General features: G+C 67.2%; 12 protein-coding genes and 1 riboswitch. Of the genes, 6 read left to right on the forward strand and 6 right to left on the reverse strand.

The genetic code is table 11. The features are described from left to right. Positions 1-59 precede the first annotated feature (59 nt). The 3 genes from arsA to ACIQF4_RS08360 all read right to left on the reverse strand — a co-directional run bounded on the left by arsA (position 60) and on the right by ACIQF4_RS08360 (position 3,657). Positions 60-1,823: an arsenical pump-driving ATPase gene (arsA, locus tag ACIQF4_RS08350; RefSeq protein WP_400517749.1), complete on the reverse strand. Its 1,764-nt coding sequence runs from the start codon at positions 1,821-1,823 to the stop codon at positions 60-62. 109 nt (positions 1,824-1,932) lie between these two features. Next, positions 1,933-3,180, reverse strand: coding sequence for an NYN domain-containing protein (locus tag ACIQF4_RS08355; RefSeq protein WP_400517748.1), 1,248 nt, complete (start codon positions 3,178-3,180; stop codon positions 1,933-1,935). A 156-nt stretch (positions 3,181-3,336) separates the two neighbouring features. Then, complete coding sequence (locus tag ACIQF4_RS08360; protein WP_400517747.1) at positions 3,337-3,657, reverse strand: hypothetical protein; 321 nt, start codon at positions 3,655-3,657, stop codon at positions 3,337-3,339. A 117-nt stretch (positions 3,658-3,774) separates the two neighbouring features. On the opposite strand from ACIQF4_RS08360, the gene ACIQF4_RS08365 reads away from it, so the two are divergent. Then, positions 3,775-4,548: a GPP34 family phosphoprotein gene (locus tag ACIQF4_RS08365; RefSeq protein WP_400517746.1), complete on the forward strand. Its 774-nt coding sequence runs from the start codon at positions 3,775-3,777 to the stop codon at positions 4,546-4,548. A 62-nt stretch (positions 4,549-4,610) separates the two neighbouring features. Here ACIQF4_RS08365 and ACIQF4_RS08370 read toward each other — a convergent pair whose 3' ends face one another. The 3 genes from ACIQF4_RS08370 to ACIQF4_RS08380 form a co-directional block, all read right to left on the reverse strand. Beyond that, positions 4,611-5,957, reverse strand: a complete 1,347-nt coding sequence (locus tag ACIQF4_RS08370) for a rhodanese-like domain-containing protein (protein ID WP_400517745.1) — start codon at positions 5,955-5,957, stop codon at positions 4,611-4,613. Positions 5,958-6,020: 63 nt separating this feature from the next. Next, on the reverse strand, positions 6,021-6,305 hold the full coding sequence (locus ACIQF4_RS08375; protein ID WP_400517743.1) for a DUF427 domain-containing protein: 285 nt from the start codon (positions 6,303-6,305) through the stop codon (positions 6,021-6,023). Between the two features lie 186 nt (positions 6,306-6,491). Beyond that, positions 6,492-6,851: a VOC family protein gene (locus ACIQF4_RS08380; protein ID WP_400517742.1), complete on the reverse strand. Its 360-nt coding sequence runs from the start codon at positions 6,849-6,851 to the stop codon at positions 6,492-6,494. Between the two features lie 47 nt (positions 6,852-6,898). Between ACIQF4_RS08380 and ACIQF4_RS08385 the strand changes: the two genes are divergently transcribed. The 5 genes from ACIQF4_RS08385 to glyA all read left to right on the forward strand — a co-directional run bounded on the left by ACIQF4_RS08385 (position 6,899) and on the right by glyA (position 13,585). Continuing rightward, a complete protein-coding gene (locus ACIQF4_RS08385; protein ID WP_400517741.1) occupies positions 6,899-7,240 on the forward strand; it encodes a hypothetical protein in 342 nt (113 codons plus the stop codon). Positions 7,241-7,363: 123 nt separating this feature from the next. After that, a riboswitch (glycine riboswitch) is annotated at positions 7,364-7,461 on the forward strand. Positions 7,462-7,621: 160 nt separating this feature from the next. Further along, entirely contained in the window at positions 7,622-10,492 is a 2,871-nt protein-coding gene (gene gcvP, locus ACIQF4_RS08390; RefSeq protein WP_400517740.1) for an aminomethyl-transferring glycine dehydrogenase, read from the forward strand. Positions 10,493-10,502: 10 nt separating this feature from the next. After that, complete coding sequence (gcvT, locus tag ACIQF4_RS08395) at positions 10,503-11,636, forward strand: glycine cleavage system aminomethyltransferase GcvT (protein WP_400517739.1); 1,134 nt, start codon at positions 10,503-10,505, stop codon at positions 11,634-11,636. A gap of 240 nt (positions 11,637-11,876) precedes the next feature. Next, positions 11,877-12,260 carry a glycine cleavage system protein GcvH gene (gene gcvH, locus ACIQF4_RS08400; protein WP_013602416.1) on the forward strand — a complete coding sequence of 128 codons (384 nt, stop codon included), beginning with the start codon at positions 11,877-11,879 and terminating at the stop codon, positions 12,258-12,260. Positions 12,261-12,271: 11 nt separating this feature from the next. Further along, entirely contained in the window at positions 12,272-13,585 is a 1,314-nt protein-coding gene (gene glyA, locus ACIQF4_RS08405) for a serine hydroxymethyltransferase (RefSeq protein WP_400517736.1), read from the forward strand. The last annotated feature ends 91 nt before the right edge of the window (positions 13,586-13,676 follow it).

Raw genomic sequence — 13,676 nt, forward strand, 5'->3', positions numbered from 1 at the left:
AGAAGACAGCCAAGCGGACGACGGCGGGAGGTCCCGCCGTCGTCCGTCCCACCTTCCCGCTAAACGCGCTGGGTGGTGAAAGCCATCAGCGCCGTCAGTTTCGCCTCTCCGATGGGCTCTTCCGGCAGCAGGGGGATCAGGGCAACCCGCTCCGCCATGGCCCGCACTTTCGTAATCTGGTCCGTTTCTTGGGCCGCGCGGGCACGAAGGAACGGCGAGCGCGGGCGGGCGGCGGCGATGGAGTTGTTGATGACCCAGGCCCACGGATGGATCCCGGCCCGCTCCAGGTCAACCTCGAGTTCCTCCGCCTCCAGCACTGGCGTGGTCTCGGCCAGCGTCACCAGGATGACCTTCGTCCCCACCGGATCCTGGAGGCGCATCAGCGGAGTCACGAATCCCATCGAGTCCCCCACCTGCCGGGAGATCTCCCGGTGGTAGGAGCCCGTGGCATCCAGCAGCAGGAGAGTATGCCCGGTGGGTGCGGTGTCCATCACCACGAAGTGCCGCCGGGACTCCTGCACAACCCGGGAGAACTGCCGGAACACCGCAACCTCGTCCGTGCAGGGCGACATCAAGTCTTCCGCCAGCGCCGCCCGGCCTTCGTCGTCCATGCTCCGGCCCTTGGTGTCCATCACGTGGGCCCGGTATTCCTGGATGGCCGCCGCCGGGTCAATGCGGGACACCGTCAGCCCCGCGACGGACCCGTGCAGCGTCTCGGACAGGTGCGCCGCCGGATCGGTGGTGGTGAGGTGGACGGCGTGCCCCCGCCTGGCCAGGGCAACCGCAATCGCCGCAGCCACCGTCGTCTTTCCCACGCCGCCCTTGCCCATGCACATCACCAGCCCGTGTCCGTCGGCCTCAATGCCGTCCACCAGTGCGGCAAGCGGGGCGTCCTCGACGTCAAGGAACGACGGCGGTCCCTCGGCAGCGTCCGCCAGCAGCGAGGGAGCAAACAGGGATTCGAGCGCCGGAATCCCCACCATGTTGCCGGGCTTGAGCTCGAGCACGTCGCGGGGGAGCCCGGCAACCGCCCCGGGGACGGCCGCCATGGCCGCAGCCTCCCGGGCACGCAGGGCCTTCGCAAGCTCCTCCCCGCCGGCTGCCTCGGGCAGCACACCATTAACCACCAGGTAACCGCCGCTGATGCCGATCTGGTTCAGCTCAAGGTAGGTCCGCTCAACCTCCTTAAGGGATGACGGCTGGGCCCGGGTCACCAGGACAAGCCGGGTACGCAGCGGATCAGCTAGGGCCTGGACCGCCCTGACATACACCTCCTTGTGCTTGTCCAGCCCGGACAGCGGACCCAGGCAGGACGGTTCCCCTGCGCCGGTGGCAAGGAAATCCGTCCACGAGCCGGGCAGCTGCAGCAGGCGGATGGTGTGGCCGGTCGGGGCGGTGTCAAAGATGATGTGGTCATACTCCGCATAGGAAGCATCGTCTCCGAGCAGGCTGGTGAACTCGTCGAAGGAGGCCACCTCCGTCGTGCAGGAACCGGAAAGGCTCTCGGCGACGCCGGCCAGTTCCGTTTCCGGCAGGACTCCGCGGACTGGGGTGAGGATCCGCTCCCGGTAAGCCTCGGCGGCCTGCTCCGGGTCGATTTCCAGGGCAGCGAGGCCTGGCACCTCCGGAATTGCGGTGACGGTGTTTCCAACAGTGAGGCCGAAGACCTGCCCGATATTGGACGCGGGGTCCGTGCTGACCAGCAGCACCTTCCGGCCGGCCCGCGACAGGGAGAGCGCCGACGCGCACGCCACCGAAGTCTTGCCCACACCGCCTTTGCCCGTGAAGAACAGGAACCGGGGCGGGGCGTCAAGGAACTTCATGCAAGCCAGTCTTGCAACCGGCCGGGGACGGGTCCAGAGCCAAACGTCCCGGAGCCGGCCCGCCCGCAAGCGGCGGCCAGATTCAGAGGCGCGTCCCGCCGTCGTCCGCCTAAGCCTGTCCGTTCTCCAGCAGCCCGCCGCTTGCCCAGCGCCGCACCGCAAGCTTCTCGCCGGCGTCGAACTCCAGCAGCGCCACCCTGCAGAGTTCCTCCACGTTCGCCGTCCAGGCTGCCGCCAGCTCGGCCGCCGTCGACTTGTCGCTGAGCTGGAAGTTGGCGTAGGCGAGGCCCTGCAGCACAAAGCTCACCGCATTCCGGGAGACCGGCTGGCCCGCGCTGACGCAGTCGTCACGCACCTGCCGGGACAGTTCGGTGCGGTTGAGGGGCGGATGTTCCCGGAGCCGCGCCGCCATGGACTGGAAAATCTGCCGGAACTGGGCAGTGGACAGTGCCGGCACGTCCGTCACCCGGGTGACTTGCTCCTCGATGCGCGGCTGGAGGTCCGCAGGCAGGGGAAGATCTTCGGTGGAAAACCGCTTCGCGTCCCAGACCCAGCCGCCCTGCGCTGCCGAATATTCCACGTCCTTGCCGATCTGCGAGACCCACGTCCCGAACTTTCCGAACCCGCCCCAGTCCGTCTTCAGCGATGGGTCGGCCGTGAGCGCCCGGTGTGCCACCATTGCACCCACCACAGGCCCAGGCGCGGACCGGACGAAGTCCAGCACCTCGCGGATGGCGGGGGAGCCGGCCTTGGTTTTCGGCTTGGCCACGGCAGGGGCCTGCGGCTGCTTGACTGCCGCCCCCGCATGGAGGGGCTCGGCGGTGGTGCCGTGGAGGATCGCCACGAAGTCGTGCGACTCCACCACATGGTCCGCCATTTCCCGGTAGGCGAAGGCCACGGCTCCGGCCGCGATCACGGTGGTCATCCGGTCGGCAGCCCGGAACCGCTGGATCAGGGACGTGAAGTCGGCATCAGCCGAGGCGATGAAGAACTCCTCGATCCCGCCGCTGCCGGACAGGGCATCCATCGCGTCAAGCACCAGGTTGATGTCCGTGCTGCTCTTGCCCCGCTGGGTCAGGGACGGGCAGTCGATCACACGGAAGCCGGCGCGAGTCCAGTAGGTCCGGTACTTCGAGTACACCATCGGGTTCAGGTAGCAGTTGCGGATCAGGAAGCGGCGGGCGCCCTCCCCGGATCCTCCGGCTGACAAGGCGTCCGCCCAGTGCTTGGGGTCCTCGGCAAACCGCTTGGCGGCCAGGGGGTCCAGGGCCTGCAGGCCGGTGAACACGTTGTCGAAATCCACAAACATCGCTGCCCGGATGCCGGGCCGGCGGGAGGGGGAGAGTGCCTCGTTCATTGGCCCAGTGTGCCAGCATCGCGGCGGGGCGGGCAGCCCCTCCGGGTGCGACACGCAAGCGGACGACGGCGGGAGGCGGCCGCCGTCGTCCGCTTCCACCTTGGAGCGGCTTGGCTGGGGTGCTGAGGTGCTGAGGTGCTCAAGTGCCGGGGCGCTTTAGGTGCTGAGGCTCCAATGGACGCTGATGGCCTCGGCGATGGGGGCGGCCTTGACGTCGACCCGGAACGCAACAGGTGCCGTTCCTGTTTCCTCGATGACGGCGTCACGGTAGACGCGGCCGCAGGAGGGGCACAGGGTATAGAGGTCCTCGTCCGCGGGCCATGCCGCAAGCTCCGGCGGGGCAGGGGCTTCACCCGAGTACACGGGGACGCCCTGCGCGTTGGCCTGGATCAGTCCGTCCTTGCTGACGGTGTTGCCGCACACACAGGTGATGGTGGTGACGTCGTGGCCAACCACGCCGGCAGTTTCGGTCTCCACGGCGGCCTCCGCGGCGCTGGAAGGGACGTTTGTGGTACCAGCTTAAGCCCGAAGATCCGCCGCAAAACAGGTACTTCGGCCGTAGCGGGCGCCGCATTACGGGAGCAGCATAGTGCCATGAACGCGGAAACACCCCAAGCGGTTGAACTAAGCCTTCCCCAGGCTTTCCTCCTTCTGGCCACCAATGACAAGGACGGCAAACCCGAGGTTCCGGTGTTCGCCCTTCGGACCACGGTGGCCGGGGCAATCTTGGCCGAGCTGGACCTCCTCGGCGCCATCGGGCTGGAGGGCAAGCACATCCGGGCCACCGGCGCCACCCCTGAAACGGAGCTCCAGCACGAGCTGGAGCTCATTCGCGGCAAGTCACGGCCGCACAGCCCCCGGCGGTGGGTCTCCATGCTGGAAGGCCGCGCCCAGACGCAGCGCATCTACGAGCAGATGGCGGCGGCGGGCATCGTGGAGCACGTCGGCGAGAAGCACCTGGGCCGGTTCCGGGCCGTGCGGTATCCGGAAAAGGACCATGCCCCGGAGGCCGCGCTGCTTGAAAAGATCCGGACGGCACTCAGTGCTGCCCCGTCCGGCCTCCAGCCGCCGGAAACCGGAGAGCCTGGGACCGGAACGGCCGAGGCGGGCGCAGCTGAGACGGGATTGGAGGACGGGCCGGCTGAAGGTGCAACGCCACATGCCGCGAAGCCCGCAACCGCGGCGCCCGAGTCGCGGACCATAGCGCTGATCGCCCTGATGCAGGCGGCCGGGCTGCTCGGCAAGCTCTTGCCGGAGGCGGACAGGATCCGGGCCAGCGAACTGGCCAAGGACTACTGGCCGTCCCGGGCGGTGGAGGATGAACTCCGCATGATCAGGCTGGCGGAGGAAGAAGCCGCGAACCTCTAGGCGGGGCAAAGCAGGCGGACGACGGCGGGAGGTCCCGCCGTCGTCCGCTCACCACTGCCGGTTCAGGCCAGCGTGAGGCCGGCCTTCTCCACGTCGCCGAAGCTCGCGTCAATGTGGACCACGTCGCGGCCGGTGCGCTGCAGGAGGCTTGCGGCCACGGCGGAGCGGTAGCCGGAGCCGCAGTGCACCCACAGCCGGCCAGCGGGTACCTCGTCCATGCGCCGGAGCAGCTCGTGGAGCGGGATGTTCACCGCATCCTGGATGTGGGAATCCTCGAACTCGTCCGTGCGGCGGACATCGAGGATGGGATCCTCCTTGGGCTTCTGCAGCACTTCCTGCCAGCCGACGCTGTCATAGGAGGAGGTTTCCACCTGCGGCGCAACGTCCCCGGGTCCGGCGCCGATGGCCGCGTCGGGGTTATCGATGCCGATACGGGACAGGTCCCGGATGGCGTTCTCCACTTCCTGGCGTTCACCCACCAGCGTCAGCTGTTCGTCCCAGGGCAGGACCCAGCCCAGGAAGGCGGTGAACTGGGTGCCGTCGCCGTACTCGAAGCTGAGGCTGCCGTTCAGGTGGTCGCTGGCAAAGGCCACGCGGTTCCGCAGGTCCACCACCCACTCTCCCCGCTCCAGCCGGGATGCCAGCTCGTCCTGGTCCAGCGAGTCGGGCAGGTCCAGGTCCGGTGCGGTGGGGCCCGCCATGTTGATGGGGGCCATGTGGGCGTAGTAGGACGGATAGGCGGTGAGGTTGTGGATCAGCTCGCGGACAAAGTGGTCCTCGTCGGGGTCCGTCAGGGCATGGTTGTCGTTCAGCTGCTCGCCGATGGTGGAGGACTCCGCGCCGCTCGCCGGGCCCGAGGAGCAGAAGGAACCGAAGCCGTGGGTCGGGTACAGCCCGGCGTCCCCAGCCGCCTCATCCACCAGCCGCCGGACCGACCTGTACTGGTGGTGGGTCAGCGGCACGGTGTCTTCCTCGCTGACCAGGTCCGTGCGGCCCACCGAGCCGTACAACAGGCTGCCGCCCGAGAACACCGCCTGGCGCCCGCCGTCGGTCACGATGTAGGAGAGGTGGTGGTGGGTGTGCCCCGGCGTGGCCACAGCCTTGAGGACCATCCGCCCCACCTGCACCGTTTCCCCGTCGGAGATCGGCTGGCGGGTGTACGGGACATCGTCCGCGGCGTTGACCAGGTAGGCGGCGTTGTGGTCCTGGGCCAGCTGCAGCCCGCCGGTGACGTAGTCGTTGTGGATGTGCGTCTCGGCCACGTGGGTGATCCTCACGCCGGCATCCGAGACGGCCTTTTCCACCCTGTCCGTGTCCCGCTGGGGATCGATGACCACGCCCACCGCGCCGTCATGCACGAGGTAGGTGCGGTCGCCCAGCTGCGGCGTTTCGATGGTGATGACTTCCATGCCGGATTCCTCCTTGAACGGTTATCAGCGTGATCGCCACGTTACCGCCCGGGGGAGTTCCAGTCAGCCCTCGATCGTCACTCCGCGCCAGAAGGCGATCCGGTCCTCGATCTGCTTGGCACGGGGCTTGGGCTCAGGGTAGAACCAGGCGGCGTCCACGTTGAGCTTCCCGTCAACTTCCAGCGTGTGGTAGCTGGCCCGGCCCTTCCACGGGCACACCGAGTAAAGGTCGCTGTCCCTCAGGTAGCCGGCGTTGACGGCGTCGCGGGGAAAGTAGTGGTTGCCCTCCACCACCACCGTGTCCGTTGATTCGGCGATGACTTTTCCGTTCCAGATAGCCCTGACCATGGGGTTCCGTTCTGTTGGGTGCCGCGTGGCGGCGGAACTGTCGTAGGTATCCCAACGCCGCGCCCGGCCGGCTTGTTCCCGGACGGAAGCGGACGACGGCGGGAGGTTCCGCCGTCGTCCGGCATCCTTGGGAGCGCCGCGGCACCCGGCCTAGCGTCCGGCCCCGGCCGAACCTGCAGACCAGGGCTACTGCGGGTTATGGGCGACAACGCAGAAACGGTTACCGTCGGGGTCTGCGAGCACAACGAAATCCGGGTCTTCCGGGTAGAGGTCCCAGGCGACGCGGGAGGCCCCGAGCGAGATCAGCCGTTCCACCTCTGCCTCCTGGTTGTCCGCATACAAATCCAGGTGGATGCGCGGGTGGTCCTGGGCAGGCGTTTCGCTCAACATCAGTGCCAGTTGCGCGCCCGGGCCCGACGCCGGAACCAGGATGATCCAGGTCTCGTCACCGGGTTCACGCGGGACGTAGCCCAGGGCTGCGTGCCAGAAAGCGGTGGCGCGGGCAACGTCATTGACGCCGAGGACGGTGCTGCCGAGGGTCAACATGCGCCCAGCCTAATCCCGTCCTTGGAAGCCCGGCTAGACTCGCCTGCATGGGGGACAACAGCACGCCTGAAGAAGACAGCACGCCTGAAGAAGACAGCTCTGAAGAACGTGGGCCGCGGAAACCGGCCCGGATGCCGGGTGCCGTCCTGCCCCTGGCCGGGTTCGCCATCCTGCTTGCGGGGTGCGCGGTGGCCTGGCTCAACAGGAACACCTACATTGGCTGGTTCGCCTACGCGCCGCTGAGCAACCAGCCCTTCTCCGGCTCAGGCATGGCCTTCCTCAGCCCGGGAACGCAAGCTGGCCTGGCAATCGCCGTCGTGGGCCTGCTGCTGCTCGCCTTCTGGGCCGGGTACAACATCGGCCGGAAAGCCAGCGGCCGGGAACAGTGACAAAGGGATGGCGACGGCGGCGCGTCCCGGCGTCGTAGGTCGCCTTAGGGGGCCCGAAGTTTGGATCCCGCCACGGATCTTGGTATGGTGTGAGTCGTGTCACCCACCAGTGGCACACGCTTATGATCTGCGGCGGGAGAGTCCTGCCGGTACGTTCTGCAGGCGCCGTAGGAGCAAATCCTCCCCAGGAATCTCTCAGGCCCACGTACCGCCGCGGCAAGGCAACTCTGGAAAGCAGTCCGGGCAACCGGGCTCACCGACGGTGCAAGTGGCGCCCCGCTGAACAGCAGGGCAATGCAAAACTCTCAGGTCCAATACAGAGCGGGGAGGAACCCGAATCAAAGTGGCACCCTACGCCACCTGAATTATGGAGTTCCCCTCATGACGGTTCAGTCGTCCCCCACCACCTTCGCGGACCGCCATATCGGCGCGCGCCGCCAGTCCGATATCGACACCATGCTCAAGGCCGTCGGTTACGACACCCTCGATGGCCTCGTTGACAGCGCGGTCCCGGATTCCATCCGCCAGGACAAGCCGCTCACCCTTGAGAGCGCCCTCAGCGAAGTCCAGGTCCTCACCGAACTGCGCAAGCTGGCCGGCAAGAACAAGATGGCCGTGCAGATGATCGGCCAGGGCTACTACGACACCGTGACCCCGCCGGTGATCCGCCGCAACATCCTCGAAGCCCCCGCCTGGTACACCGCCTACACCCCGTACCAGCCCGAGATTTCCCAGGGCCGGCTCGAGGCGCTGCTCAACTTCCAGACCATGGTCCAGGACCTCACCGCACTCCCGGTGGCCAACGCGTCCCTGCTGGATGAAGCCACCGCCGTCGCCGAAGCCGTGCTTTTGATGCGCCGCGCGAACAAGTCCAAGACCGCGAAGGACGGCAAGACCGTCCTCGACGCCGACCTCCTCCCGCAGACCATCGCCATTGTCCTGGGCCGCGCCGAGGCCCTCGGTTTCGAGGTGGAAATCGCCGACCTCACCGCCGGGCTGCCCGAGGGCGACATCAACGGCGTAGTCCTGCAGCAGCCCGGCGTCTCCGGCCAGGTCTGGGACCAGTCAGCCGTCATCGCCGGGGCCAAGGAACGCGGCGCACTGGTCACCGTCGCCGCCGACCTCCTGGCCCTCACCCTCATCACCCCGCCGGGCGAGCAGGGCGCGGACATCGCCGTCGGCTCCACCCAGCGCTTTGGCGTGCCGTTGTTCTTTGGGGGGCCGCACGCCGCCTACATGGCCGTCCGCGACGGCATGGAGCGCACCTTGCCGGGCCGCATCGTGGGTGTGTCCAAGGACAACGCCGGCGTCCCCGCCTACCGCCTGGCCCTGCAGACCCGCGAGCAGCACATCCGCCGCGAAAAGGCCACGTCCAACATCTGCACCGCGCAGGCCCTGCTGGCTATCGTCTCGTCCTTCTACGCCGTCTACCACGGCCCCGACGGCCTGAAGGCGATCGCCGAAACCGTCCACAACAACGCCCGCTCCCTGGCCGCGACGCTGAAGCGTGCCGGCCGCGAACTGGTCAGCGACACCTTCTTCGACACCATCACCGTCCGCGTCCCCGGCAAGGCCGCCAAGGTGATTACCGCCGCCGAGGCCCGCGGCATCAACCTGCGCCTCATCGACGCGGACACGGTTGGCGTGTCCGTTGATGAAACCACGACGCCGGAGGTCCTCTCCGCGGTGGCGGTGGCCTTTGGCGCCGGCCCGGTTGTGTCCGGTGAGGGCTTTGAGCTGCCGGAGCCGGTGCTGCGCACCTCCACATACCTGCAGCACCCGGTGTTCAACACCCACCGCTCCGAAACCCAGCTCCTGCGCTATATCCGCCGCCTCTCCGACCGCGACCTGGCGCTGGACCGCACCATGATCCCGCTGGGTTCCTGCACCATGAAGCTGAACGCCACGGCTGAGATGGAAGCCATCTCCTGGCCGGAATTCGCATCCATCCACCCATTCGCCCCGGACTCCCAGACCGCCGGCTGGCGCGAACTGATTTCCGGCCTGGAGGCCGACCTGGCCGAGATCACCGGGTACGACCAGGTGTCCATCCAGCCGAACGCCGGCTCCCAGGGCGAACTGGCCGGCCTGCTGGCGATCCGCGGCTACCACCACTCCCGCGGCGACCAGCAGCGCAACGTCTGCCTGATCCCCGCCTCGGCGCACGGCACCAACGCTGCGTCCGCAGTCCTGGCCGGCATGAAGGTTGTTGTGGTGGCTACCGCCGCAGACGGCACCATCGATCACGCCGACCTCGCAGCCAAGATCGAGGCCCACAAGGATGTCCTCTCGGCCATCATGATCACCTACCCGTCCACGCACGGTGTGTACGACGCCGACGTCCGCGAGGTCTGCGACGCGATCCACGCCGCCGGGGGGCAGGTGTACGTTGACGGCGCGAACCTCAATGCACTGGTGGGCTTGGCGCAGCCTGGCAAGTTCGGCGGCGATGTCTCGCACCTGAACCTGCACAAGACCTTCTGCATCCCGCACGGCGGTGGGGGACCCGGCGTCGGACCCGTTGCTGCCAGGGCGCACCTGGCTCCGTTCATGCCGGGCGACGCCAACAAGGCGGCCCATGAAGCCGGGCACGGCGTTGCGATTTCCGCTTCCCGTTTCGGCTCCGCCGGCGTGCTCCCCATTTCCTGGGCCTACGTGAAGCTGATGGGCGGCGAGGGCCTCACCGAGGCCACCAAGTCCGCCTTGCTGGCGGCGAACTACGTGGCTGCACGCCTGGACGAGCACTTCCCGGTCCTCTACACCGGTGAGACCGGCCTGGTGGCGCACGAGTGCATCCTGGACCTGCGCGAGCTGACCGCCCGCACCGGCGTCACCGCTGAAGACGTGGCCAAGCGCCTCATCGACTTCGGCTTCCACGCCCCCACCCTGTCCTTCCCGGTAGCCGGCACGCTGATGGTGGAGCCCACCGAGTCCGAGGACCTCGCGGAAATCGACCGCTTCATCGAAGCCATGGTCACTATCCGCAAGGAAATCGACCAGGTTGCCGCCGGCGACTTCACTGTGGAGAAGTCCCCGCTGCGCAACGCACCCCACACAGCCGCCGCCGTCGTCTCTTCCGACTGGGACCGGACGTACCCGCGTGAGCAGGCAGCCTTCCCCGTGTCCTCCCTTCGGCAGGACAAATACTTCCCGCCGGTGGGCCGGATCGACGGCGCCGCGGGGGACCGCAACCTGGTCTGCTCCTGCCCGCCTCTCGACGCGTTCGAGGACAACACCGCCTTTGAGAACTAAGGACTTTCCGATGACTGAGAACTACACAGCGCTCTACGAGCAGCACAAAATTGCCGGCGCCTCGTTCACCGACTTCGGTGGCTGGCAGATGCCCCTGAAGTACAGCTCTGAGCTGGCCGAGCACCATGCCGTGCGGAACGCCGCCGGCCTGTTCGACCTCTCCCACATGGGCGAAGTCTGGGTCACCGGCCCGGACGCCGCAGCCTTCCTGGACTACGCCCTGGCAGGCAAGCTGTCCGCCGTCGCAGTTGGCAAGGCCAAGTACTCCCTGATCTGCCAGGAAGACGGCGGCATCATCGATGACCTCATCTCCTACCGCCGGAGCGAAGACAAGTACCTGGTGGTCCCCAACGCCGGCAACGCTGCAGTGGTTGCCGCCGCACTCGCCGAGCGGGCTGCCAGCTTCGACGTTGTTGTTGACGACGTCTCCGCGCAGACCTCACTGATCGCGGTCCAGGGACCCAATGCCGAGGCCATCCTGCTGACCCTGGTTCCCGCGGAGCAGCACTCGCTGGTGACGGAGCTGAAGTATTACGCGGCGGTTGAGGTAGGGATTACCGTCAACGGCACTGTCCAGGACCTGCTGCTGGCACGCACCGGCTACACGGGCGAGGACGGCTTCGAGATCTACATCCCCAACGAGGACGCTGCCGGTTTGTGGGACGCGCTGCTGGAGGCCGGCGCTGGCCACGGGCTCATCCCCGCCGGACTGGCCTGCCGCGACTCGCTGCGCCTGGAGGCCGGCATGCCGCTGTACGGCAACGAACTCTCCCGCGAGGGCAACCCGTACGCCGCAGGACTGGGCCCGGTTGTCTCGCTCAAGAAGGAGTCCGACTTTGTTGGCAAGGCCGTGCTGGCCGAGCTCAAGGAATTGGGTGCCGGCTCCACTTCCGGCCGCAGGCTGGTGGGACTCAAGGGCCTGGGTCGCCGCGCCGGCCGCAGCCACTACCCGGTCCTGAAGGACGGCGTCGTCGTGGGCGAGGTGACCTCCGGCCAGCCTTCACCCACCCTTGGCTACCCGATCGCCCTGGCCTATGTCGACGTCGAACACGCCGAACCCGGCACCGCCCTGGACATCGATCTCCGCGGCAAGCCCGAGCCCTTCGAAGTAGTAGCCCTCCCGTTCTACAAGCGCCAGAAGTAGCTCCCGGGTGACGCTGGGGCTGACATCCTCTGCGTGCTGCTCCTTCGTCGCTTTGACGCACGCTGCCGGATGCCAGCCCCATCGCCACTGTTGCCGCCTCCGACGCTCTCTCACTAGATGTCGGTTTTATCCGGACGCTCTATCACTTAACGCGGGTTTTCTCCGGACGCTCTCTCACTTGATGTGCGGTTTGACCGGACGCTCTCTCACTTTTCACACACAAACTTAAGGAAACACACCATGGCAAAAGTTGTTGCTGAACTGAAGTACTCCGCCGAGCACGAATGGGTTGCTGCTGACGGATCCGGACCTGCCAACATCGGCATCTCCGCCGTGGCCGCCGAAGCCCTGGGCGACATCGTGTACGTAGACCTGCCCGAGGTCGGCTCCACGGTGACCGCGGGGGAGACCTGCGGCGAGGTCGAATCCACCAAGTCCGTCTCCGATCTTTACGCCCCCGTCACGGGCGAAGTTGTGGAGATCAACGATGAAGTGGTTTCCGACCCCGCCCTGATCAACAACGATCCCTACGGCGCCGGCTGGCTCTTCAAGGTGGCCGTCACCGAAGAAGGCCCCCTGATGTCTGCCGAGGAATACGCTTCCGCCAACGGCGGCGAGCTGTGAGCGCCGCGGGCATGACCGCAACCACCGCCTTCGAGCAGGTGGCCTCCCCGTCCCTGGACGCGGACCTCTCCGCCCTGGACCCGGAGATCGCCGCAAAGATCGACGACGAGCTGACCCGCCAGCGCGACGGCCTAGAGATGATCGCCTCCGAGAACCACACCGCCGTGGCCGTGATGCAGGCGCAGGGCTCGGTGCTCACCAATAAGTACGCCGAGGGCTACCCGGGCAAGCGCTACTACGGCGGCTGCGAGCACGTGGATGTCGTGGAGCAACTCGCCATCGACCGGATCAAGGCGCTCTTCGGCGCCGAGTTCGCCAACGTGCAGCCGCACTCCGGCGCACAGGCCAACGCCTCGGTGATGCACGCGCTGATCAAGCCGGGCGACACCATCATGGGCCTGAACCTTGCCCACGGCGGACACCTTACGCACGGGATGAAGATCAACTTCTCCGGCAAGCTCTACAACGTGGTGCCTTACGGTGTCCGCGAGGACACGCACACCGTGGACATGGCCGAGGTGGAGCGCCTGGCACAGGAAACCAAGCCGGCGCTGATTGTGGCAGGCTGGTCCGCCTACGCCCGCCAGCTGGACTTCGCCGAGTTCCGCCGGATCGCCGACTCCGTGGGCGCCTACCTCATGGTGGACATGGCACACTTCGCCGGACTGGTTGCCGCCGGGCTGCACCCGTCACCGGTCCCGCACGCCCACGTCACCACGTCCACCACGCACAAGACCCTCGCCGGTCCGCGCGGCGGCATCATCCTGACGAACGACGCCGACATCGCCAAGAAGATCAACTCGGCCGTATTCCCGGGCCAACAGGGCGGCCCGCTGGAGCATGTCATTGCGGGCAAGGCCGTGGCGTTCAAGATCGCGGCGTCCGCCGAGTTCAAGGAGCGCCAGGAACGCGTACTGGCCGGTGCCAGGATCCTGGCCGAACAGCTGGTCCAGCCGGACGTCACCGCCAAGGGGATCAGCGTGGTCTCCGGCGGCACCGACGTGCACCTGGTGCTGGTGGACCTGCGCAACTGTGAGCTGGACGGCCAGCAGGCCGAGGACCGGCTCGCGGAAATCGACATCACCGTCAACCGCAACGCCGTACCCTTCGATCCGCGCCCGCCCATGGTCACCTCCGGCCTGCGCATCGGCACCCCCGCCCTGGCCACCCGCGGGTTCGGTGAGGCTGCCTTCCGCGAGGTCGCGGACATCATCGCCGAGGCATTGACGGCCGACGCCGGCACAGACCTTTCCGGGCTGCGGCACCGCGTCGAGGAGTTGGCGAAGGCCCACCCCCTGTACCCGGGCGTCGCAAACCTCGCCTAATCTCTGGAGTTTTTGTCCAGATATGCCGGGTTCGGGGGCGTTTAAGTCTGCGTATCTGGACAAAAACTCCTGTCTTTTCGATCAGTAAGGA

The organism is Pseudarthrobacter sp. NPDC092202, from assembly GCF_044755505.1.
GTDB lineage: Bacteria > Actinomycetota > Actinomycetes > Actinomycetales > Micrococcaceae > Arthrobacter.

Excerpts from the sequence above, each read along its gene's own strand:
- arsA (WP_400517749.1), bottom strand. The coding sequence starts at position 1,823 with ATGAAGTTCCTTGACGCCCCGCCCCGGTTCCTGTTCTTCACGGGCAAA.
- ACIQF4_RS08355 (WP_400517748.1), bottom strand. The coding sequence starts at position 3,180 with ATGAACGAGGCACTCTCCCCCTCCCGCCGGCCCGGCATCCGGGCAGCG.
- ACIQF4_RS08365 (WP_400517746.1), top strand. The coding sequence starts at position 3,775 with ATGAACGCGGAAACACCCCAAGCGGTTGAACTAAGCCTTCCCCAGGCT.
- ACIQF4_RS08370 (WP_400517745.1), bottom strand. The coding sequence starts at position 5,957 with ATGGAAGTCATCACCATCGAAACGCCGCAGCTGGGCGACCGCACCTAC.
- ACIQF4_RS08375 (WP_400517743.1), bottom strand. The coding sequence starts at position 6,305 with ATGGTCAGGGCTATCTGGAACGGAAAAGTCATCGCCGAATCAACGGAC.
- ACIQF4_RS08380 (WP_400517742.1), bottom strand. The coding sequence starts at position 6,851 with ATGTTGACCCTCGGCAGCACCGTCCTCGGCGTCAATGACGTTGCCCGC.
- ACIQF4_RS08385 (WP_400517741.1), top strand. The coding sequence starts at position 6,899 with ATGGGGGACAACAGCACGCCTGAAGAAGACAGCACGCCTGAAGAAGAC.
- gcvP (WP_400517740.1), top strand. The coding sequence starts at position 7,622 with ATGACGGTTCAGTCGTCCCCCACCACCTTCGCGGACCGCCATATCGGC.
- gcvT (WP_400517739.1), top strand. The coding sequence starts at position 10,503 with ATGACTGAGAACTACACAGCGCTCTACGAGCAGCACAAAATTGCCGGC.
- gcvH (WP_013602416.1), top strand. The coding sequence starts at position 11,877 with ATGGCAAAAGTTGTTGCTGAACTGAAGTACTCCGCCGAGCACGAATGG.
- glyA (WP_400517736.1), top strand. The coding sequence starts at position 12,272 with ATGACCGCAACCACCGCCTTCGAGCAGGTGGCCTCCCCGTCCCTGGAC.